General features: G+C 73.3%; 17 protein-coding genes. 5 read left to right on the top strand and 12 right to left on the bottom strand.

Annotated features, from left to right (window positions below; all coding sequences use genetic code 11):
* Positions 1–250: 250 nt before the first annotated feature.
* Both BCD48_RS28725 and BCD48_RS28720 read right to left on the bottom strand, forming a co-directional pair.
* Positions 251–1450: a thiolase family protein gene (locus BCD48_RS28725; protein WP_071051514.1), complete on the bottom strand. Its 1200-nt coding sequence runs from the start codon at positions 1448–1450 to the stop codon at positions 251–253.
* A 165-nt stretch (positions 1451–1615) separates the two neighbouring features.
* A complete protein-coding gene (locus tag BCD48_RS28720) occupies positions 1616–2056 on the bottom strand; it encodes a winged helix-turn-helix transcriptional regulator (protein ID WP_071051513.1) in 441 nt (146 codons plus the stop codon).
* A gap of 253 nt (positions 2057–2309) precedes the next feature.
* On the opposite strand from BCD48_RS28720, the gene BCD48_RS28715 reads away from it, so the two are divergent.
* Both BCD48_RS28715 and BCD48_RS28710 read left to right on the top strand, forming a co-directional pair.
* Positions 2310–4043 (top strand): FUSC family protein, encoded by a 1734-nt coding sequence (locus tag BCD48_RS28715; protein ID WP_131804119.1) that lies wholly within the window; start codon positions 2310–2312, stop codon positions 4041–4043.
* Between the two features lie 29 nt (positions 4044–4072).
* A complete protein-coding gene (locus tag BCD48_RS28710; protein WP_071051511.1) occupies positions 4073–5494 on the top strand; it encodes a winged helix-turn-helix domain-containing protein in 1422 nt (473 codons plus the stop codon).
* Between the two features lie 27 nt (positions 5495–5521).
* On the opposite strand, the gene BCD48_RS28705 is transcribed toward BCD48_RS28710, so the two are convergent.
* Complete coding sequence (locus tag BCD48_RS28705; RefSeq protein ID WP_241842053.1) at positions 5522–6208, bottom strand: LppP/LprE family lipoprotein; 687 nt, start codon at positions 6206–6208, stop codon at positions 5522–5524.
* Positions 6209–6736: 528 nt separating this feature from the next.
* Between BCD48_RS28705 and BCD48_RS28700 the strand changes: the two genes are divergently transcribed.
* Positions 6737–7750 carry a sucrase ferredoxin gene (locus BCD48_RS28700; protein ID WP_071051510.1) on the top strand — a complete coding sequence of 338 codons (1014 nt, stop codon included), beginning with the start codon at positions 6737–6739 and terminating at the stop codon, positions 7748–7750.
* Positions 7751–7804: 54 nt separating this feature from the next.
* On the opposite strand, the gene BCD48_RS28695 is transcribed toward BCD48_RS28700, so the two are convergent.
* The 7 genes from BCD48_RS28695 to BCD48_RS28665 form a co-directional block, all read right to left on the bottom strand.
* A complete protein-coding gene (locus tag BCD48_RS28695) occupies positions 7805–8719 on the bottom strand; it encodes an aldo/keto reductase (protein ID WP_071051539.1) in 915 nt (304 codons plus the stop codon).
* Positions 8641–9747: a cupin domain-containing protein gene (locus BCD48_RS28690; protein ID WP_241842052.1), complete on the bottom strand. Its 1107-nt coding sequence runs from the start codon at positions 9745–9747 to the stop codon at positions 8641–8643. Before BCD48_RS28690 ends, BCD48_RS28695 begins: the two co-directional genes overlap by 79 nt.
* A 520-nt stretch (positions 9748–10267) precedes the next feature.
* Entirely contained in the window at positions 10268–11272 is a 1005-nt protein-coding gene (locus tag BCD48_RS28685; RefSeq protein WP_071051508.1) for an acyl-CoA thioesterase, read from the bottom strand.
* A 268-nt stretch (positions 11273–11540) separates the two neighbouring features.
* A complete protein-coding gene (locus BCD48_RS28680) occupies positions 11541–13103 on the bottom strand; it encodes a SulP family inorganic anion transporter (protein WP_071051507.1) in 1563 nt (520 codons plus the stop codon).
* Positions 13104–13380: 277 nt separating this feature from the next.
* Positions 13381–14223, bottom strand: coding sequence for a DUF305 domain-containing protein (locus BCD48_RS28675; RefSeq protein WP_083419342.1), 843 nt, complete (start codon positions 14221–14223; stop codon positions 13381–13383).
* 473 nt (positions 14224–14696) lie between these two features.
* Complete coding sequence (locus tag BCD48_RS28670; protein WP_071051505.1) at positions 14697–16163, bottom strand: FHA domain-containing protein; 1467 nt, start codon at positions 16161–16163, stop codon at positions 14697–14699.
* 399 nt (positions 16164–16562) lie between these two features.
* On the bottom strand, positions 16563–16808 hold the full coding sequence (locus BCD48_RS28665) for a hypothetical protein (RefSeq protein ID WP_007518242.1): 246 nt from the start codon (positions 16806–16808) through the stop codon (positions 16563–16565).
* Between the two features lie 780 nt (positions 16809–17588).
* Between BCD48_RS28665 and BCD48_RS28660 the strand changes: the two genes are divergently transcribed.
* Complete coding sequence (locus BCD48_RS28660) at positions 17589–18281, top strand: glycosyltransferase family 2 protein (protein ID WP_312624245.1); 693 nt, start codon at positions 17589–17591, stop codon at positions 18279–18281.
* A 42-nt stretch (positions 18282–18323) separates the two neighbouring features.
* Positions 18324–19349: a tryptophan--tRNA ligase gene (locus BCD48_RS28655; RefSeq protein WP_071051504.1), complete on the top strand. Its 1026-nt coding sequence runs from the start codon at positions 18324–18326 to the stop codon at positions 19347–19349.
* A 79-nt stretch (positions 19350–19428) separates the two neighbouring features.
* On the opposite strand, the gene BCD48_RS28650 is transcribed toward BCD48_RS28655, so the two are convergent.
* Both BCD48_RS28650 and BCD48_RS28645 read right to left on the bottom strand, forming a co-directional pair.
* Positions 19429–20100: a YdcF family protein gene (locus BCD48_RS28650; RefSeq protein ID WP_241842051.1), complete on the bottom strand. Its 672-nt coding sequence runs from the start codon at positions 20098–20100 to the stop codon at positions 19429–19431.
* A gap of 145 nt (positions 20101–20245) precedes the next feature.
* Complete coding sequence (locus tag BCD48_RS28645) at positions 20246–21352, bottom strand: ABC transporter substrate-binding protein (protein WP_071051503.1); 1107 nt, start codon at positions 21350–21352, stop codon at positions 20246–20248.

Genomic DNA, 21352 nt, shown 5'->3' with positions numbered 1-21352 from the left:
CCGTCCAGCTTCGGCCGGCGGTTGTGGTGTCTCGTTGTCCATGGGTGCCTTCGCGGGGTCGAACCGATGGAATGCCCGCTTTGCGCGTCTGTCCCTGTCCGGAAAGCGGACGCTTCGCGCAAATAGGCGCATTTGTCGGCCATGACCGTAGACCTCCCCGCGAGTTGCGCCCTGTCGGGGGGGCTGATGACGCAAAGGCTATGGATGCGGCGGGCAGCCGGCCAGGGAACCGCCCCGGCCGGCGCGTGGGTCAGAGCCGCTCGACGATGGTCGCGTTCGCCATGCCGCCGCCCTCGCACATGGTCTGCAGGCCGTAGCGCCCGCCGGTCTGCTCCAGCACCGACAGCAGCGTGGTCATCAGCCGGGCGCCGCTGGCGCCGAGCGGATGCCCGATCGCGGTGGCACCGCCGTTCACGTTGACCTTGGCGAGGTCCGCGCCGGTCTCGGCCTGCCAGGCCAGTACCACGCTCGCGAACGCCTCGTTGACCTCGAAGGCGTCGATGTCCTCGATGCGCAGGCCGGCGCGGCGCAGGACCTTCTCGGTCGCCGGGATCACGCCGGTGAGCATGAGCAGCGGGTCGTCGCCGACGACGGAGAAGCTGTGCAGCCGGGCACGCGGGCGCAGGCCGAGCCGGCGGGCGGTGTCGCCGTCGGTGATCAGGACGGCGGCGGCACCGTCGTTGACCGGCGAGGAGTTGCCCGCGGTGACACGCCAGTCGAGGGCCGGGAAACGCGCGGCCCACGCGTCGGAGCGGAACGCGGGCCTCAGGCCGGCGAGCACCTCCGCCGTCGTCGCGGGCCGGATCGACTGATCCCGAGTGACCTGGACCAGCGAACCCGAGCCATCGGGCGCGGGGGCCTTGAGAGGGACGACCTCCGCGTCGAAACGGCCGTCGCCCCAGGCCGCGGCCGCGCGCCGGTGGCTCTCGGCCGCGAACTCGTCGAGCCTGACGCGGGAGAGGTCCCACCGCTGTGCGATCAGCTCGGCGGAGATGCCCTGCGGTACCAGCCCGTCGGGATAGCGAGCGGCGACGCCCGGCCCCGAGGCGTCGCGGCCCGCGGACGAGCTGCCGATGGGCACTGTGCTCATCGACTCGACGCCGGAGGCGATGGCGACGTCGTATGCGCCGCTGATGACGCCCTGCGCCGCGAAGTGGATCGCCTGCTGGCTGCTGCCGCACTGACGGTCGATCGTCACCGCGGGCACGGACTCGGGTAGTCCGGCGGCGAGCGCGGCCCATCGGGCGTTGTTGGAGCTCTGCTCGCCGATCTGCCCGACCGTTCCGCCAATCACGTCGTCGATGAGCCCGGGGTCGATTCCCGTCCGCTCCACCAGCGCGCGGATCGCGTGGGCGTGCAGGTCGACGGGATGCACGCCGGCGAGCGCCCCACCCGGCTTGCCCTTGCCGACCGGGGTCCGGACGGCGTCGACGATCACTGCGTCCCGCATGACGGCCTCCTCGTTGAGGGTTGGAAAACCCAACTCACTGATATTGGTGTACCGCCCGTGGGTTGGAAATCGCAACTGAGGCCATTGTGACCTTGGATACGGGAGCCGGCGACGAAGGCCGGCGGCGGCCTTCGAGGCCGGGTCGGGCTCGCCCGCGCGCCACGGTCAGCGGACGGTGCCGAGCCGGACAAGGCGGGTGTTCTCGCCCCAGGCGACCGGACCACCGCAATGCGAGCAGACGGCCTGTGCGCGCAGCTCGGCGCCGCAGTCGTGCGCCAGGACCGTGGGCGGATCGCCCTCGGTCGCGTACCGGTCGCCCCACTCCATCAACGCGTGCAGCACGGGCCGCAGAGCCTTGCCGGCCTCGGTCGACACGTACTCGTGGCGAGGTGGATGCTCCTGGTACAGGCGGCGCTCGATGACGCCCGCCGTGACCAGCGCGCGCAGGCGGGCGGCCAGAATGTCGCGGCTCGCGCCGGTGTTGCGGGCGATCTGGTCGAACTTGGTCGCTCCGAGGTTGATCTCGCGTAGCGCGAGCAGGCTCCACCGCTCGCCCACGACCGCGAGCGCGTTCGCGATCGAGCACTCCCGCCCGGTCTGGGCCACCGTGCCCGCCTCCCTCCATGGGCGCGGGGCGACCCTGGCGGCCGATGCCGCGGGAGGGCGCGCCCAGTGAGTTCGAAAATCCAACCTACCATTCGTCGCGACGGTCCCGCGGTCGCGGAGATCGCGGAGATCGCGGAGCGCGGCGGTGGGACTGTCCTTCCTGGCCGTGGAGACGTGGCGCGGACAGCCTCGCGCGGCCGGGACCGGTGAGATGCTGCTGAACATGTCCGCGTTTGCCCTTCCAAGGCGGCGCGTGACCGCTCTCGCGGCCGCGCTGCGCGGGGGCGTGCCGGCGGCCGCCGTCGCCATGGCCGCCGTTCTCGCATCCTTCGGCAGCGCGCTGGAGGTCGAGCGCGCGGCGCATCTGGGCCTCGGCGTCGTCGTCCAGGCCGTCGTGCTGGCGCTGACGCTCGCCCGGGTCGAGCGGACCCGCGCGAGCCGCGCCGCCGCGCTCGGCCGTGCGCGGGCGCCGATGGCGCTCCGGCTCGCCCTGCTGCCCGTCGTCGCGGTGGTAGCGAGCGAGGTTGGCCGGCTGATGGTCGAGCACCCGAACGTCGGTGACACCCTGTTCGTGCTGGGGATCAGCGCCGGCATCTGGGTGCGCCGTTTCGGCCCGGCGGCATCTCGCCTCGGCACGCTCGCGACGCTGCCGTTCATCGCGCTGCTCATCACGCCGGCCGTCGCCGCTCCGGACGGCTCGACGCGCTGGTGGTCCGCCCTGATGGCGATGATCGCGTCGTTCTGGGTGCTCACCCTGAACGCGCTGGCTGAGCGCATCCGGCTCCTGCCCTCGCCCGCAGCCGCCGATGGCGTGACTGCCGCCGCTCCGGCCGCTCCGGCGGCTCCGGTCACTCCCGCGGCTCCCGCCCCTCCGTCGCCCCGCGCCCGAAAGGCGGGTCCAGCGCCCGCCAGCAGGATGGCCGCGCAGATGGCGGTCGGGCTTGGTGCGGCGTTCCTGGTCGGGCGGGTCGCGTTCCCGGATCACTGGCCGTGGCTGGTGGTCACCGCCTACATCGTCGCCGCCGGTAACCGCGGTCGCGGTGATGTCGCGGTGAAGAGCGTCGCCCGCCTCGCCGGCGGGGCGGTCGGGACCGCGGTGGCGACCGCGGTGGTGGCGGCTGCGCCCGCGCACAGCGCCTGGACGGTCGTCGCGATCTTCCTGGTGCTCGCCGGCGCGCTGTGCCTGCGCACCGTCCACTACGCGTTCTGGGCCGCCGGTGTGACGGCGGTGCTCGCGCTGCTCTACGGCTACTTCGGCCTCACGGCCGGGCACATGCTGGCCGAGCGGCTCGCCGCGATGGCCGTCGGGTCGGTGCTCGCGGTCGCCGCGAGCTGGCTGGTGCTGCCGGTCCGCTCCCGCGACTTCGCCCGATCGCGCCTGGCCAGGGCGCTCGCCGCGCTCACCGACCTGCTCCTGGCCGTCGCCAGGGCCGAGACGGGCCCGGCCGCGGCCCACCGGGCCGCGTTCCTGGACGCGGTCGGCGAGCTGGAGCTGATCGCCGGCACGCTCGCTGCCCGCAGGCTGGTCTGGAGGGTGGCGCGCCGACCCGCGCCGTATCTGGCGGACGCCGTCGACGCGGTGCGGGGCTGCCGGGAGCCCGTGGACGCGCTCGCGCTGGCCGCGGCCGACGCTCCGGCGGCCCTCGCGGCCGGCGCGGCGCGGCGGCGGGCCGGTGGGCTCGCGCGCCGGATCGGCTCGGTCCGCCGCTCCATCGCCGGCCGTCCCGAGCCGGCGAACGCCGTTCCCGCCCAGCGCCCGGAGCCCCCGGCCGGCGAGCCAGGGCCGCTCGACGCGGCGTTCGACGAGCTGGCGGAGGCCGTCGCCGTCCTGTCGGCCGTGTTCCCGCCGCCGCCAGCCCCGTCCGAGCCGGACGGCTCGTCCGACCGGCTCGGCCAGGCCCCGGCCGGTACCTCGGCGCGGGCGCCGGCGGCTCCGGCGGCAAGCGGCGCGCCGAGCGGTTCCGGGGCCGGTTCCTCGGCCGGCTGAATGTCGGATCCACACCGTACTGTGCGTCCATGACGGTGGCCGAGACGCCCGCTGGCGGGCCCACGGAGCGGTCGACGACGGAGCGGTCGACGACGGAACGGCTGACGGCGGCGCAGGCGCGGCGGCTGGCGCTGGCGGCGCAGGGGTTTACCCGGGCCCGGGGATCCGTGGCGACGGGGGCGCGGGCGGACCGGCGGCGGCTGCGGTGGCTGTTCGAACGGGTCGGCGTGCTCCAGATCGACTCGGTGAACGTGCTGAGCCGGTCGCACTACCTGCCGGGCTGGTCGCGGCTCGGCGCCTACGCGCGGCCGGCGCTGGACGACTATGTGCACCGGGATCGGCGGGCCTACGAGTACTGGGCCCATGAGGCGTCGTTCGTGCCGATCGAGTGGGAGCCGCTGCTGCGCTGGCGGGCCGCGGCCGCCCTGGCGGGCGACGGCATGTGGGGCGGGCTCGCGCGGTTCGGCCAGGACCGGGCGGACTACGTCGCCAGGGTGCTCGCCGAGGTCGCCGAGGGCGGCCCCGTCACCGCGTCCCAGCTGTCCGAGCCGGGGCGCGGTCGGGGCTCCTGGTGGGGCTGGGCGGACGGGAAGCGGGCGCTGGAGTTCCTGCTGTGGACCGGTCAGGTCTGCGCCGCCGGCCGGCGGACGACCTTCGAGCGGACCTACGACCTGCCCGAGCGGGTGATCCCGGCGGCGGTACGCGCCGCCCCGACACCCGGCCCGGCGCAGGCGCACCGCGCGCTGCTGCTGCACGCCGCGGACCGGCTCGGGGTGGCGCTCGCCGCCGACCTGCGTGACTACTTCCGGCTGCCCGCGGCGGCCGTCCGCCCCCGGCTGGCCGAGCTGGTCGAAGCGGGGGAGCTGGTGGAGGTCGCGGTGGACGGCTGGTCATCGCCCGCCTACCTGCGCCCGGGCCTCGCGATCCCGCGACGAGTCGAGGCGACGGCGCTGCTCTCCCCGTTCGACTCCCTGATCTGGGAGCGCGCCCGGACGCGGCGGATGTTCGGCATGGAAGTGAAGCTGGAGGTCTACACCCCCGCGGACCAGCGCCGCCACGGGTACTACGTGCTGCCGTTCCTGCTCGGCGACCGGCTCGTCGCCCGGGTCGACCTGAAGGCCGACCGGGCGGCCGGGGTGCTGCGAGTGCCGGCCGCCTGGCTGGAGCCGGCGGAGAACCAGCCCGACGCGGGGTCGCGCGGCGCCGCGAGGTCCGTCCCCGCGCCCGGAGCGGTCGCGGCCGCGCTCGCGGCGGAGCTTGTGGCCATGTCGGCCTGGCTGGGCCTGGGCGAGGTGGAGGTGGCGCCGCGCGGCACGCTCGCCGCCGCGCTCGGCCGGGCACTCGTGGCCGGGACGGAGCCTGACGCGGTCGTCCTGCCCGCACCAGCCGCCGTGGCCGTCCCGGACACCGAGGCCGGGACGGCCCCCGCGGTGCCAGCACCTGCTGGCTGACCGGTCACACAACGGCTTCGGCGGGAGTCACCGCCGGCTCGCGGGCGCATTCCAGCCCGTGGGCGGCAGCGTGTCCCGCGGCGCGGCGGCGGCACCGTTCCAGCTGAAGCGAACCGTGGCGGCGCCGGCCGTCGGGCAGCACATCGGGTCCTCCGGGCGGTAGAGCTGGTACTGGAGGGCGACGGTGTCGTCGGTGGACCAGATCCAGCTGACGGTCGCGCTCGGCACGGCCGCGTCCGTCGCCACGTAGCGCCCGTCGTGGAAGAGAAACGCCCGCTGCGGGTGGCCGTCGACCGAGGTGGCGAGCATGCCGAGGATGACGCTCAACGTCCGGTCCGGGTCGTAGCCGGTGGTGTCGGTCGGGGTGTACCCGCTCGCCCGGACGACCGCGATCGCCTGGGCCACGGACAGCCCGCCGGTGGGCGACGCGGTGGTGGGCGACGCGGTGGCCACGGGCCCCGGCGCTGTGGAAGAGGCCGCGGGCGACGCCGCCGCGGCGACCGGGCCGCCGCCGGTCAGGAGCGCGGCCAGCGCCGCGAGCGGCAGTGCGAGCGCGAGCCGCCGGCCGTTGGTGGGCCGGCCAGCGCGCCCGGTGTGGCCGGTGCCCCGGGCGGCGTCATGGCCGGCTCGCATGCCGGCAGGGTCGTGGGCGGCGGCGCCTTCGGCCGCGCCCGACGGGCGGGACGGTTCCCTCGCCGATCTTCCAGCGGTCATGTCCGCCTCCTCGCGCCAAGGTGGACCCGGTGGCGGTCGACCGTTGTCGCGGCCCCACCAGGCACTGACGTGGGCCTGACCGGGCAGACCCGGTTCATGTCCCGCGGACCGTTGCCCGCCCGTGGGAGACGATGACGCAGCCATCCCGGCTGGAGGACCGCCAGGACGTGTGTCAGGACGGCAGACCGTGCGGCCTCCGGGAACGTGACGGCAACAGCGTCGTCGGGTCTCCTTTGGGCGGTGGGACGAGTCCGTCCCCCAGCTACCCGCCCTGAGGCCGGCTCACCCCTCCAGACGGGCACGGGGGTGTGGTCCGTCTCTGACCCGGGCCGGATGGTGGCACATGTCACCAGCTTGCTTGCACGCGCACGCGGCGAGGGGGGTGGGGTAAAGTTAGGTGAACTTAAGAAGGTCAAGTATACCTAAGTAGCGTGGTCTGACGGACTTCGGAGGTTCCTGGTGGCAGAAGCTCCCACGGCCCAGCACTTCCCGGGGCCGGAAGCCGCGCGCGGGGATGGGCGCGCGGTGATGGGCGATTCTACCTTCGCCCGGTGCGGCGCGCAGTCGCGCTTGGTCGACGAGGAGCTGCGCGGAACCATCCCGAACTTCGAGGCCTTCCATTTCCTCCCGGTTCCGGGGCCGTGGCCTCAGGCGGTGCGCCCGGCGGAACCGGACGGTTTCCGACTGCCGCCGTCTACCCGTCTCAAGACGCTCTACTACCGCCCGTACCCGGGCCGCCCGACGACCGAGAGCCCGATCGTCTGGGACACATACAGCAGGCAGATCAGCACGCGATCGGCGGACGGTGCCTGGCACGCCGCGGCGCCCACCACGGTGCCGCAGTTCATCGGCGTCTGCATCCACGGCCGGCACGACACCTGCTGCGGTGTGCGGGGCGGCGGTTTCATCCGCCGGGTCCAGCAGCTCGTTCCTGACGCGCCCATCTACGGCGTCAGCCATCTCGGCGGGGATCGTTTCGCGCCGACGGCCGTCCTGCTGCCGAGCGGCTACCTGCTGGGCCGGCTCGACGACATGGCGGACGAGGACCTGCGCGAGCTCGTCGAGGAGGGGCTCCTCCCGCTCGCCCACCTGCGGGGACGCCTCGGCGTCACGCCCGCCGAGGCGGTGGCGGAGATCTGGTACCGGGAGAAGTTCCACCGGCGCGATCCGGCGGACCTGCCGGCCATCAGCGTCGTCGGCCCGGTCGGCGTTGGTCACCACATCCCGGCCGGAGTGCTCCCCGCGCGCTCAACTGGCTCCGAGTCCCTGCTTTCCGGGGGGTTGGCATCGGCGATCCGGAAAGGATCCCTGGGGGCGGCGTCGTCGATGGCGACGCCCGCGCGTCCGGAGGCTGTCCCTCGGTACAACGTGCTGGTGGATGACGGCGTCCGGCGCTGGCGTATCGAGCTCCGCCGCGAGCAGCGGGACGACGCCGCCATCCAGTACACCTGCACGGCCGCGCTGTCCAAGCCGGTCTACCACTGGAAAGTCGACGTGACCGAGGAGACGGACAGCCTCCTGGCCGCCGGTCCGGTCCACTGAGACGGCCACCGGGGCGTCCGGGCGCCCGAACAGCATTGGGGAGCCGGGGAGCCCTTACGACGCGTCGACGAGACGCTGGCGATTCTCCAGGAGGGTCCGGTATCGCTGGACTCGTGCGTGGTCGACGTCCAGGCGCGCGGCGCCTGCGAGTTCCGCCAGATGGGCGGGGTCGTTCGTGCTGACGGCCACCCGGGTGACCGGCGGCAGCTCGTAGGCGAGCCGGAACGCGGCCTGCGCCGTGCTGACGCCGGCCGGTGGCGGGTCGCCGAGCAGCGCGGTGACACGCAGGTCCTCCCAGAAGGACTGGCGGGTATCGCCGTTGAACGGGCTCATCGCCCAGCGTCCACCGACGTCCACGCCCAGCAGGCGCGCGAGCGTCTCCGCCGCCGCGAGCGCGTCGGGCCCGACGAGCACGCCGGCGCGGTGCATCAGATGCCCCGGCCGGGGTGGCGCCGCGGTGCCGCCGGCGCACAGCGCGTCGATGAGCGGCTGGGCGTCCCAGGTCGAGACGCCCCAGGCGCCGCAGAGCCCGGACCGGGCCGCGTCGGCGAGCGCCTCCGCGGCCGCCAGGAAGAGGTCGTGGCCATGCTCGGGCCCGGCCGCCCGCAGGGTCCGTTCCGGGTTGTGCAGAAAGACGACATCGGGCGCTCTGCCCAGCTTGTCGGCGCTCGTCTCGAGCGCGGCCCGCAGCCGGGCCGGGTCCAGGGAGTGCTCCCGACGACCCGCCATGCCGGGCTCCTGCCCAGCGCCGCCGGCCGGCGCCGGGAAGAACCCGACCTTCGTCGAGAGGTGAAACTCGGGCAGCAGGTCGGCGGCGGCGGCCGCGAGCCGGGCGTGGGACGCGAAACCGGCGTAGTTGAACGCGGTGTCCAGGTCCCGGACGCCGTGCGCTAGGGCAGCTTCCAGGAGGTCCCGCCGGTGACGAGTCCGGTATAGGCCGAGGACAACTCGTCGGTCAGGCCTGTGCATATCCCCTCCTGGATGAGGATCTGGGCGAGCGGCCTGACGTTGATCCCGCATTCCACGCCCGCCAGCTCCAGGTCGATCGGGCAGCCACTGAGCAGCAGCGCCAGCGCCTGCTCGGCCCGCTCCCGTACGGTGATCTTTCGACCTCCGGCGTAGACCACGAGGTCACCACCGGCGCGCTCGACGTCGGGGGCGAACTCGGTGACGCAGACGACGACGTCCGGCTCGTGCGCGGCCGGCAGCGCCGGCGCGTGCCGCGCGGGGGGCCGTGACCGTTCTCGGTCGGTCAGAAAGGCGGCCGGTGGCCGGGAGCGCAGCAGCTCCACGGCTGCCGCCTCGAGCCACGCGCGCTCGGCCTCCCGCTCCTCATCGGAACCGGAACGGATCAGATCGCGCCGGAAGATCTCCAGTTCGCGCGCCTGGTCGGCGATCCAGGCCAGCCAGTCGATGCCGGTACGTTTGACGAAGCCGAAGGTGAGATGCAGGCTCAGCGGCTCCTCGTGGTCCGCGTGCGTTGCCTGGTGCCAGTGCCCGCGCGGGATGTGCAGGACGTCGCCCGGCGTGAGAGTGCCCCGCCAGACCACCTCCTCGCTCGGGACCGAGTTCGGCACGGCATCCCGGTACATCGGTACCCGCCGGGAATGGCTCCGGACGTCCCAGGTCTTGTTCCCCGCGAGCTGGACGACGACCACATCGTGATCGTCCCAGTGGAGTGGAAAGCCACCGGTCGAGCGGGTCGTCAGGTAGGCGTTGACCTGTACCACCTCATGGGACCACCAGCGCAGCGCGCGGGTGGCGACCTCCAGGGCGGGATCAAATATTTCAGCCGCGTCAAGAACCAGCGTCACGCCGGTATCGAGCAGGTTTTCCAGCGCCGGGGTGTCCACCATGCGCAGCGTCTGGCCGCGCCGGTTCACCTGGGGGCGAAGAAAAGCGTTTGGATGGAGCTCGCGACCGTCTTGGAAGAGGCGCAGCTGGGGTGGTTCGAGCCGGCGTCTCGTCACGATGTCGAGAAGCCGCGACGGGGTCATCAGCCGGTCACAGAGTGATGGGTCCTCAAGCCGCCCTCGCCCGAACTGGCGCCCCAGCGGAGCGACATCGGGCCAGCCGAGCGCGCCCTCGAGACCGCATACCAGAAGATGCTCCGTCGCGAGTGTTCTTTTTTCCGCGGCAGAAGATCCCAAGGTCGGCTCGGGACGCGTCGACCAGCCGTCTTCGATCGGAATTTCGCTGCGGTCAGCCGTCGCTTCCGTCGCTGTCGGAGTGCTCGGCGTCGTGGCGGTCCTGGACCTCGGACAGCCTTTCGACGGCTACGACGAGGTCGTCATCGTCAGTGTGCATGTCGAGCGAGTGCATGTCGGATCCTCTCTGTGGCGACGTTCCCTGTGACGACGTTCCCTGTGGGGCAGTTCCGTCGCTCAGTTCGGTCGCTCGGTTCCGCCACGAAGGTGGCTCGGCGCCTAGCGGGAAAATAATAGGTTCCTCGCGTCCTACGGCGCAACCATGTGATGAAAGAAAGCGCCGGCGGCAAGCCGGAAGCGGCCTGTTCTGTCAGGCAGGGGCCCCGGGGGGAGCGGCGGTCGGTTTCGCGGGGAGGGCACGCAGCATGCCCAGGCATTCGAAGACGGCACGGAGCCTCCCGTCCGCGGTGTAGACCCGGCCACGGCCGAGCACCCGCCCGTGGCCCGCGTGCGGCGAGTCGACCCGCAGCAGGTGCCACTCCCCGACGTCCAGGTCCTCGACGAACGTCACCGTCTGGGCGAGCACGGCGGCGGCCAGCCGTTCGCCCGGCGCCAACCTGGCCGTGCCCCGCTGGAAATGGCTGTTCGCCACATGGTGCCCGGTCCACGGCTCGCTCGCGAAGGCGACCAGCGCGCGGCCCAGCGCCGGGTCCGCGGGGATACCGGGGATCCGCTGCCACACGTCCAGGCTGTACGGCCCAGGGCCCGGCGACAGCCGGACCTCCCAGGGGAGCAACGGGTAGTCGACCGGCCGGGCGGAGGCCGGGCCGTCGGTGGGCTCGGGCGCCGCCGCCTCGTGCCGCACGAAGTCCGGGGCGTCGGCGCCGAGCAGCACGTCGCCGCGGCTGATCGCCCGGCCGCCCTGGCGGAACGTCAACGCCAGGTTCGCGAACGTGCGGCCCGACTGGAGCCACTCGACGTCGACGTCGAGCGGCTCGTCCCAGCGGCTGGAGTTGGGGAACATGGTGTGCAGCGTCTGGGTGGACTTGCCCGGCGCGAGCCGCTCGGCGAGCACGACCTGCTGGGCGAGCTGCTGGGCGGCGAGCACCCCGCCGTGGGGGCTGCGCAGGACGCGCACCGGCAGCGGCGGCGTCGCGTCGCCCGCGAGGTCGAGCGCCGCCAGCACGTCGGCGAGGCTGAACAGCTCGGACTCGGGGCGGGGGAACGAGCCGGGCGGGAGCGTCGCGGCGAGTTCCGTGGGCGGCTCCTCGGCGCCGACGGGCGGGACGCCGTCCGTTCCTCCGGGGCGGCCGGCAGGATCGCCGACCGGCCCGGCGATCGCCGTGCCCTGCGCGTCGACCGTGCTCGTGCCCACCGCACCCCCAGGCGTGCTCGATGCTCTGGATGCCCTGGCCCGCGGGCGCGCCGCGCGGCCCGGGAGGCCCGGGAGGCCCTGCGTGGCCTCGACACCGCGGTCGGCGGATGATCCGCACACCGACCGAAGCCGTGGCCGTTTTCACTATCGGCGCCGCGGGCCGCGCGGGACGCCCCCAGTGACCCACTCCACGGATCGGCGCGCCGCTCTCGCCCGGGCGGGGGTCTCCGGACGGCGGTCTCCCAGACGGCGGTCCGGACCGTCCTGCCTAGGAGCTCGCGGCCTTGGCGCTGGTCATGCCGCGCAGCAGGGCCGCGCTGGCGTGACTGACGCCGGTGATCTCGGCTGTCTGGCCCCGCCCCGCGTAGCGGTGCAGGACGTCGTCGATCGCCGCGGCCGCCGCGGAGTCCAGCACGTCGGCATCGGAAAGGTCGATCACGACCCGTGGCGGGTCGTGGGCGTAGTCGAACGCGGTCACCAGTTCGCCCGTCGACGCGAAGAACAACGGCCCCTGCACCGCGTAGATCCGGACGCCGCCCTCCGGGTCGAGCACGCTGGTCACGTTCGCCAGGTGCGCGGCCTTGCGGGTGAACATCAGCGCGGCGAGGATCACGCCTACGACCACCCCGTACGCGAGGTTGTGGGTCGGCACGACGACGGCGACCGTCGCCACCATCACGAGCGTCTCGCCGACCGGCATCCGGCGCAGAGTGGTCGGGCGCACGCTGTTCCACTCGAATGTCATCGCCGCCACGACGACCATCACGGCCGCCAGGGCCGCCATCGGGATCACGCCGACGATCGCGTGCAGTGGCAGCACCAGCAGCAGGAGGAAGCCGCCTGCGGCGAAGGTGGACAGCCGGCCGCGCCCGCCGGACGACACGTTGAGGATCGTCTGGCCGATCATCGCGCAGCCGCCCATCCCGCCGAACGCCCCGGCGACGAGGTTGGCGATGCCCAGCCCCCAGGCCTCCCGGTTCGGGTCATGGCGGGTGTCCGTCATCCGGTCGACGATCTGCGCGGTGAGCAGCGTCTCCAGCAGGCCGACCGCGGTCAGCGCGAGCACGTACGGCAGCAGGATCCGGACGGTCTCCCAGGTCATCGGGACGTCCGGCAGGCCGGGCAGGGGCAGGCCGGTGAGCAGCGCGCCCTCGTCGCCGACCGTCGGCGCGTCCAGGTTGAACGTCGTCGTCACGAGGGTCAACAGGGCGATGGCCGCGAGCGGCGCCGGCACGGCCTTCGTCACCCGGGGAAGGATCAACAGGATCGCCAGCCCCGCCGCGACCAGCGGGTACACCCGCCAGCCGTGGCCGAAGACATGCGGCATCTGAGCCAGGAAGATCAGGATCGCGAGCGCGTTGACGAATCCGATCATGACGGTCCGCGGCACGAAACGGATGAGGCGGGCGACGCCGGCGAGGCCGAGCAGGAACATCAGGATGCCGACCGCGATCGTCGCGGCCATGAGGTACTGGAAGCCATGCGCGTGTACCAGCGGGGCGGCGACGAGCGCCATCGAGCCGGCCGCCGCGGAGACCATCGCCGGCCGGCCGCCGGTGAACGCGATCACCGCCGAGATGACGAACGAGGTGAACAGCCCGACCGCCGGATCCACTCCGGCGACGACGGAGAACGAGATGGTCTCCGGGATCAGGGCCAGCGCCGTGACCAGCCCGGCGACCAGCTCGACGCTTGCCTGCCGTGGCCCCGGCAGGACCCTGCGCAGCCCTGGCAGGGCGCGGCGCAGCCCTGGCATCGTGATTGCCAGACGGGTAGCGCCGCGGCGCGTCCGGGGGGACGGCACTGGGACAGGGCCGGGCAGTGCGGACATGACGAACCTCACACAAGCAGGGACACCGGTAGCCCGGGTGCCCCCGGTGGCTGTCCGGTGCCTGGCGAGCCAGCGCGATGGTGCCGGCGGGCAAAGGCGGTCCCGGCGGGCGCATCCGGCCGACCTCCCCGGAGCGCTTGGCGGCTCGGGCAGCCCGCCGAAACGGAGGAAGCCTACCGAATCCGCATAATATGATCTTCTGGCGGCATGGTCGGCCCAGGGATGCCGTGGACTTTCCGCGATGGTCGCGGCGAGGGCGACCCTCGACGGGGGCGCGTCAGGCCGGCGGGGCTCCTAGTCGTTGTAGATCGAACTGCATCTGCGAGATGTCCCAGGACTGCACGGTAACCATCGCCTTAGCCAGCGCGCGCACCTTGTCCTCGCTCGCGTGCTGGGAGGCGAACTGCGCCATGATGATCCCGCCGCGGTGATGGTGGATCATCAGCGTGAGGAACCGCACGTCGCTGTCCCGCCCCTGGGAAGAGGCCAGCTGGGTCAGCTCCGTGCCGCTGGCCATGCCTGGCATCCGGACTCCGTCCGTGCCGACCGGGGTGCCCAGCGAGCCGGATCCGTCGTGCATGCCCGCCATGTCATGGCCATCGGCCGCGGCGCCGGTGCCGCCCATCCAACGCATCGGCTCGCCGACGGTCGACTGACCGAGTCCCCAGTCGGCGAGCCAGGATCCCATCACCCCGATCTCGCGCTGCTGGCCGAGCGCGATGTCCTGGCTGATTGCGATGGTGTTCTCGTCCGCGCCGTGGCTGAACTCGAGCATGCTCATCTGCACGGCCTGCGCGTGGTGCTCGGTCATGTCGCGCAGGAAGCCCGCGTCGACCGAGTCGTCGCCCGGGGCACCGCCGGCCAGCCCGCGCAGGCCAAACCCCGCCGCGACCAGCGCGGCGGCGGCCAGAACAACCAGGGGTGCCCACAGCAGCCGTGGCCGCCGCCGTGCCGGGGCGGACTCAAGGTCGAGCTCGGCCTGATCGAGGGCGGGCGGCTCCGATACGGCTGACGCCGAGGCCGTGTCGCCGGGCTCCGCCGCCCCGGAAGCGGAGAGCATCCGCGTGGCGGTTTGCGCTTCCTCGGTCGCGGTCGGCGGGGTAGCGGTGGGCTCCGGCAAGGCGGCTCCTAGTGGTCCGGTTTGTTGACCGAACGCGCCCCCGCCGGTCACCGTCCCGTCGGGACGGCGCGCCAGTCACACGAGTTCGCCCCCCAAGGCTAACCCCGACCCCAGACCACGAGCCGACACGCGGCCTGGCTTCGAGGCCCAGCCACAGCGAGCGACGGAGCCACTAGCGCAGCGTCAGACCAGCCATGTCCTCTGCCTGAAACCACGCCAGCCCCGGTCACAAGGCCGCACCGCCACGGCCAGCGGCCAGGTCCAGGCGACACGCAACCACAGCAGGTGACGGCGCCACTAGCGCAGCGCCAGACCAGCCACGTCCTCGACCCGGCGTCACAGCAACCACGGCCATACACATGTAGCCGTCACCACGCAGGGAGGACGCTCAGCGTCCGACAGGCGGGCGGCGCGTCCAGCGCCCGCCGCCGCTCAGCGTCCGATGGCGGGGCGCGCGTCCAGCGCCGCCCGCCTTAGGCGTTTACCTGGCTGTTGAAGACGAATGTGCGCTTGCCGACCTGGACCCGGGTACCGGAGGTCAGCGGCGCCGGCTGGTGCGGGTCCAACGCGGTCCACACGGTCGCCTCGGGCGGCGCGATGTAGGTGCCGTTGGCCGAGCCGCGGTCGGTGATCACCGCGTCCCAGCCGTTCAGGGTGATGACGGCGTGCACCCGGGAGACCGCGCTCTCGCCGTCCTCGACCGGCAGCGGCCGGGCGGTGCCCGCGCGTACCGCGTCGTCACGGTCGGGCTGGCGGCCGATCACGAGGTCGATGTCGACGGGCACCGTCTGCCCGTCGTCGAAGACCAGCACGCCGATGGGCGGCCTGGGCCGCCATACCGACTGCCCTTCGGTCGAGGACAGCGACGCGCCGCACTGCGCGCAGTAGGGCGCCTGCGGATGGTTGAAATGCCCGTTCGGGCAGAGCACGCCCTCGACCTGCTGCTCCTGGTCGCTGCCCGGCAGCATCGTCGGGGCGTCGTCGCCGTCGTCGATGAGGTCCGAGACGGTGAACGTCTGGCCAGGCAGCTGGGTCAGCGCCTCGCTGTCGTCCTCCTCGGTGAGCTCGCCGTGCGCCCGGCCGTCCGTCTGCCCGTTCGCGCTCGGCGCCGGCCGGGCGAGTTCGGTGGGCGGGTCCTGGTCGAAGTAGTCCAGCTCGTTGAGCTCGTCGAAGTCCGCCGCCTGGGTCGGCTCGGCGCCGGACTGCGCCCGGTGCGCCTGCTCCTCCTTGCTCAGCAGCGGGGCAAGGACCGGCGGAGCGATGGACTGCTGTTCCGGGGTGCGCTCGGCCGGCACGGGGATGCGCTCGGCGGCGGTCGCCGGCTCGCGCGGCGGGCCGTAGCCGGCGAGCAGGTCGTCGGTCGCGGACCTCGGGACCGGCGGCGGCGCGTCCCGGGACGGCAGCAGGCTGGCGCCGATGCCGGGAACCGCGCCGATGCGCAGGTCGAGCGGGAAACCGAGGCCGGTCCCGGTCATTTCCGCTTCGTCGTCCGGGGCTCTGTGAAGGCCGAGAGAGCCGGACGGGGCGATGTGCAGATGGGTGATCCCGTCGGGGAGCAGCCGGTCGACCCAGGTCGCCGAATCGATGCCGGAGAGGGTGAGCGGGATCGGGCCCGCGGCGACGACATCCATCGCGCCGTGAACCAGCGCGGCGATTCGCTCCCCGACCGCCGTGAGCAGCGAGAAGTCGGGTACCTCCTCCGGATCCGCGGCGGCGAGCAGCCCCGCCACGCGGCGCACCAGCCGGCGGCCGGTGCTGGCCGAGTCACCCGGCTCGGCGACGACCTCGGCGCACAGGTCCAGCAGCCGTCGCGCGGTATCGGCCGTCTGCGGCCGGCCGGCCCTGGCGACGATGAGGACGCCGGGCAGCCGGACCACCACACCGGTCTCGTGGCCACGGCCCGCCTCCACGACCACCCGGAAACGGTCCAGTCCCGCCATTGCCTCGCCCTCCGCGCCCGTCGGCTCGGTTGTGTAGCCCCGGTCCGTATAGCCCGGGCCAGGTGCGGCCGCGGGCCTGCTGTGATCCGATCGGCTGTGGTCCGATCGGCGCTCGCCGGCCTGGCACCCGCGCCGACGGCTCGCCTCGAGCCACGGCGCGCGGCGCTGGCCGCGTGCGATCTTCGGGGTTAGGTTATCGGGCCGGCGAGCGGATTTCCGTATCTTCCACTGTCGACGGCACGGTCGGGAGCTGTCGGCTACCCGGCAGCCGCCGCCCGTGGCCAGGCCTGCGCGCGGCGTGCGCGGGTGCCAGCACGCTCGGCCGCGCCGGCACCCGCCCGGCGGGGCGCGCGGCAGGCACGGGTCCGGCCACGGGGCCGCCGGCTGGCGGGCGGCGGTTTATGCGCCGCCGTAGGGGCCGGGCCGGACCCCGGGCGGGTAGGCGCCGGTGCCGTTCAGGCCGCCGGTCATGCCCGCGGGCATCGAGCCGGTCATCGGGCCGCCCATCCCGCGGGGCTGCTCGGTCATGGCCTGGCTCACCTTGGACGCGATCGCCTCCGTCAGCCGGATCGCCTGGGTCAGCGAGAGGTTCAGCACGATCTCGCTGTCGTCGGTCATCGCGAAGCGCACCGACACATCCGCCATGGTGATTCCTCTCGATCGCCGTCCCTGCACCGGAGCGGCCGGACTGGCCCCCCCGAATGCCCCGGAGGCGCGGCAGGACTCGCCGCGCGTTCCCTGGTCATGCCGCCGGCGCCCTCAGACACGCGGAATCTGACCGCGGCTGCCGCGCCCGGCGCGGGACGTGGTGACTCCACGATCCCTGACCGGGCCGCTCCGCTTCCAATGACCCCCCTCCACCTCGCGATCATGCGGGGTGGCGTGATCTACCGTTGTCCACTCATCGTCATCGGACGACTTCGTTGTCTCCTTCCCGACTCGACTTCCACCTAGAGGTGGTGCCATTTCGTGCCAGGTCGGGCACTGTGCGTTCTCCGCCTCGGAAGGGGTAGACGAATCTGCGTGACCGAGCACACCTCGAGGCCGGAGCGACGCCCGGCCACCAGACGCAGCCAGCGGGCCGGCCGAGCGGCACCGACCGCGACCAGAACCGCGCCCCCGACGCCGCAGGCGCCTCCCGCCGCCACCCAGGTGGCGGCGGGAGGCGTGGACCAGGCGGGAATGTCGACGCGCCCCGCCAACCCAGCACGTCCGGCCTCGCCAGTTCGGGTGGCGTCTCCCACGCAGGCGGCAGCCGGCGCGGCCGCTCCCGCCCAGAGCCCGCCGGTGGGCCGGACGCCCGCGGCGGCGCGTCGAACGCGCCTGGCCACGCGGCATGCTCAGCCCGACCCGTGGCGCCTGACCGGCCAGTCACCACCGGCGGCCACCTCGCCGGCGCGCGGCCGGCCCATGGTCTCCGTCGTGATGCCGTGCCTGAACGAGCGGGAGTCGGTGGGCCGCTGCGTGCGCGCGGCCTTGGCGGGCATCGCCGCGACCGGCCTGCCGGGGGAGGTCATCGTGGCCGACAACGGCTCGATGGACGACTCACGCCGGGTCGCCGCCGAAGCTGGAGCATGGGTGGTGCGCGAGCCTCGCCGCGGATATGGGAACGCCTACCTTGCCGGGTTCGCCGCTACGCGCGGTAGATACCTGGTCATGGGCGACTCGGACTGTTCGTATGACTTCGGCGAACTTCCCGGCCTGCTGGCGCCGCTGCGCGCCGGCGACGCCGACTACGTCCTGGGCTCCCGGTTCACCGGTGAGATCCTGCCGGGGGCGATGCCGTGGACACACCAGCACATCGGCAACCCGGTGCTCACCCGGATGCTCAACCGGCTGTTCGGGCTGCGGACCTCCGACGCGCATTCGGGGATGCGGGCTTTCACCCGGGCCGCCTACGAGCGGATGGCGCCGTGTCACGGCGGGATGGAACTGGCCTCGGAGCTGATTGTCGCGGCGGCGGCGAGCCAGCTGCGGGTCGAGGAGGTCCCTATCACCTACCACCCGCGGTCCGGCGTCTCGAAGTTGCATTCGCTTCGTGACGCTGGCCGGCACGTCCGCTTCATGCTGGCCTATGCCGCCCGCCATCGCCGCGCCGCGCCCGCTTCCTCGGCCTGACGGACCGAGGGGGCGGCCCGCGGCGTCCGTAGACTGAGGCGCATGGCACACGAGGGCCAGAAGGTCTCGCTCACCGGCATCAAACCGACTGGTGACGCGCATCTGGGCAACTACATCGGGGCGATCCGGCCGGCGCTGGAGATGGCGTCGAGGTTCGAGTCGCTCTACTTCATCGCCGACTATCACGCGCTGACGTCGGTGCGTGACCGCGCTCAGATGGCGAGCTGGACCCGCTCGGTGGCGGCCACCTGGATCACGCTGGGCCTCGACCCGAAGCAGACGATCTTCTACCGGCAGTCCGACATTCCCGAGGTCTTCGAGCTGCAGTGGGTGCTGTCGTGCGTCACCGGCAAGGGCCTGATGAACCGGGCGCACGCCTACAAGGCCGCCCGCGACCGTAACGCCGAGGCGGGGCTGGCCGACCTCGACGCCGGCATCAACATGGGGTTGTTCAACTACCCCGTGCTGATGGCGGTCGACATTCTGATCATGAATGCGGACGTCGTGCCGGTCGGCCAGGACCAGGTCCAGCACCTGGAGTACGCGGCCGACATCGCCGGCTCGTTCAACCACCTGTTCGGCGACGTCTTCTCGCTGAAGATTCCCGAGGCGGTCACGCCGCCCGGCGAGTCGGGGCGGGTGCTGCCCGGCCTCGACGGGCGCAAGATGAGCAAGTCGTACCAGAACACGATCCCGCTGTTCGCCCCGGAGGCCCGGCTGCGCAAGCTCGTGCGGTCGATCAAGAGCGACAGCACCCCGGTCGAGGCGCCGAAGGACCCGGACAGCTCGGCGGCGTTCCACCTCTACGAGAACTTCGCCGCGCCCGAGGACGTCGCCGAGATGCGCCGGCGGCTGGAGGCGGGCGGCACGGGCTGGGGTGAGCTGAAGAACGCCCTGTTCGAGGAGCTCAACGCCCAGCTGGCCCCGTTGCGGAAGCGCTACGAGGAGCTGATGGAGCCGGACAGCGAGATCGACGCGATCCTGGCCGAGGGCGCGGAGCGCGCCCGCGAGCGTGCGCGCCCGATCCTCGCCGGCGTCCGCCGTGCCGTCGGCGTCGACGGCCTCTGACCGACTGGGCCACACGCGCCGGGAACAGCGCGGGCAGCGCGGAGGGGACAGCGGCGGGCGGAGGCCCGCGCCGCGGCGGTCAGCAGCCGCGCTGGAGAACGAGGGCCTTGGCCATCGCGGCCCACTCGTAGGTGATCATGTAAGCCCAGGTGGCCCGGTTTGGCGGGTCGATAGGGATGATCTTGATCTGGCCGTCGTAGCAGCGGCCCAGCCGCAGCCGCGCCCGGCTGTCCTGCGTCGTCGACGTGATCACGATGATGGACCGCCAGCCACGGGCGGCCGCCGCCGCGGCCGTCCAGCGCGACTCACCCTGCGTGGTCAGCGGCTGGGGGTGGAAGCAGATGACCTCGACAGCCGGGATCGTGTCCGGCGGGCAGATGTTGTCCGGGGTCGGCTGGGAGACCGCGAGCACCGGGGCATACCCGAAGCGGGCGAGCGAGACGGCGAGCTCCAGGCGCCCGGGGCTACCGGCGAACATCACGATCGCGTCGACGGGCGCCGGCACGTCCCGCTTCGGGAACACGAACAGCTTCGCCGTGGTCAGGATGAACGCGACCGCGAACAGCCCGGCGGCGCTGCGCAGCAGCCGACGGCGGCGTAGCGCGCCGGGCGCGCCGCCCGGCCCGGCCGGGCCGCCGTGGGGGACGCCGCCGCCTGGCCCGCGAGCCCCGTCGGGGACCTTGCCGCTGGCCGCTGGCCGCGCCGACCCACCGGAGGAGGACGCTGGCGGCGCGACGGGTCCTGTCGTCATCAGGTACCCCCCGCCACGCGGCCTTCGGCCGGATCTTCGCCTCGGCGGCACCCTCGTCACAGCGCCGCGCCAACCCAGCCTTTCACCTGCCGGTGAACCCGGCCACGGCACCAGCCAGCCACCGTCCACGACCGGCGAACGCCGGTCAGCGGTACGGACGCGGGGTGAGGCCGGGGTTCGCCGTGCGGGCCTGCCAGCGGGGATGCGCGAACCGCGCCCGCGCGCCCTCCCGGGGCCACACCGTCCAGGACGTGCCCGACTGCCACTGCACGATCGGGATCTGGTGGCCCACCTGCAGGCCGGTCGTCTCGTCGAGGCGGAACCGGCCGAGCAGCGTCGTGGTGTCCAGGCCGCGGGCCGCGGCGAGTACCGCGGTGTCGTCGGCGCTGCCGGAGCGGCGGATGCAGGCGCCGAGAATCAGGCCGGCCACGAACGTCCAGGCGGCGGTCGCCGTGGGCGGCGTGCCGTGCAGGGCGCTGAAGTCGGCGGTGAACGCCCAGGCGTTCGGGCCAGTGGTCGTCTCGGCCATGCTGTCCGGCAGCCAGCTGCCGGGCGCGAGGAGGCCGTCACTGGAGTCGCCGAAGGTGGCGGCGCCCTGGACGCTGACCGCGGTGGAGAAGGCGGCGGCCTTCCACGGGCGTCGCAGCAGGGCATTGGCCGCCGTCAGCTCGTCGTCCGGGTCGGCATGCACGATCAGCACATCGGCGGTGGGCAGCCGACTGGCCGCGATCGCGGCCTGGCCCGGGCCGAACGTGCTGGTGGTGACCTCGAACCCGAGCGAGCGGGCGGCCGCCTTCGTGCTGGCCGTGGCCTCGACCGCGAAGTCGCCGGCCGCCAGCAGCAGGACGGCCTTGCGGGCGGTCCGGTCCGCGGACCGGACCAGCGTGAGCACCTGGCGCGGCCAGGTCGACGACGGGGCGGCGATGTTGATGACCTTGGGGTAGGCCTGGCGCATGAACCGGGTGGTCGGGGCGCCGGCGTTGAAGACCACCCGGTCGGTCGCGGAGGTCGCGGCGAGCGCCGCGCGCCGGCCGTACGGGCCGATGATCGCCGCGGGCCTGGCGGCCACCGCGGACCGCATCGCCGCCGCCGGGTCGGGGTAGGCGTCATAGGCCGTCACGCTGATCTCGGTCCACGGCGGGGGCAGATACTCGTCCCGAGCCCACAGGGTCAGCCCGCGCACGCTCGCCAGACCCTGCGTCGCGTCGGGACCGGCGAGTGGAGTGACAAGGGCGACGTTCAGAGCGGTCAT

The sequence above is a fragment of the Pseudofrankia coriaricola genome (genome assembly GCF_001854805.1).
In the GTDB taxonomy this organism is placed as follows: Bacteria; Actinomycetota; Actinomycetes; order Frankiales; family Frankiaceae; genus Pseudofrankia.
This window is presented reverse-complemented; position numbering and strand designations above follow the sequence as displayed.

Excerpts from the sequence above, each read along its gene's own strand:
- BCD48_RS28725 (WP_071051514.1), bottom strand. The coding sequence starts at position 1,450 with ATGCGGGACGCAGTGATCGTCGACGCCGTCCGGACCCCGGTCGGCAAG.
- BCD48_RS28710 (WP_071051511.1), top strand. The coding sequence starts at position 4,073 with ATGACGGTGGCCGAGACGCCCGCTGGCGGGCCCACGGAGCGGTCGACG.
- BCD48_RS28705 (WP_241842053.1), bottom strand. The coding sequence starts at position 6,208 with ATGACCGCTGGAAGATCGGCGAGGGAACCGTCCCGCCCGTCGGGCGCG.
- BCD48_RS28700 (WP_071051510.1), top strand. The coding sequence starts at position 6,737 with ATGGGCGATTCTACCTTCGCCCGGTGCGGCGCGCAGTCGCGCTTGGTC.
- BCD48_RS28695 (WP_071051539.1), bottom strand. The coding sequence starts at position 8,719 with ATGCACAGGCCTGACCGACGAGTTGTCCTCGGCCTATACCGGACTCGT.
- BCD48_RS28690 (WP_241842052.1), bottom strand. The coding sequence starts at position 9,747 with ATGACCCCGTCGCGGCTTCTCGACATCGTGACGAGACGCCGGCTCGAA.
- BCD48_RS28680 (WP_071051507.1), bottom strand. The coding sequence starts at position 13,103 with ATGTCCGCACTGCCCGGCCCTGTCCCAGTGCCGTCCCCCCGGACGCGC.
- BCD48_RS28670 (WP_071051505.1), bottom strand. The coding sequence starts at position 16,163 with ATGGCGGGACTGGACCGTTTCCGGGTGGTCGTGGAGGCGGGCCGTGGC.
- BCD48_RS28665 (WP_007518242.1), bottom strand. The coding sequence starts at position 16,808 with ATGGCGGATGTGTCGGTGCGCTTCGCGATGACCGACGACAGCGAGATC.
- BCD48_RS28660 (WP_312624245.1), top strand. The coding sequence starts at position 17,589 with ATGCCGTGCCTGAACGAGCGGGAGTCGGTGGGCCGCTGCGTGCGCGCG.
- BCD48_RS28655 (WP_071051504.1), top strand. The coding sequence starts at position 18,324 with ATGGCACACGAGGGCCAGAAGGTCTCGCTCACCGGCATCAAACCGACT.
- BCD48_RS28650 (WP_241842051.1), bottom strand. The coding sequence starts at position 20,100 with ATGACGACAGGACCCGTCGCGCCGCCAGCGTCCTCCTCCGGTGGGTCG.
- BCD48_RS28645 (WP_071051503.1), bottom strand. The coding sequence starts at position 21,352 with ATGACCGCTCTGAACGTCGCCCTTGTCACTCCACTCGCCGGTCCCGAC.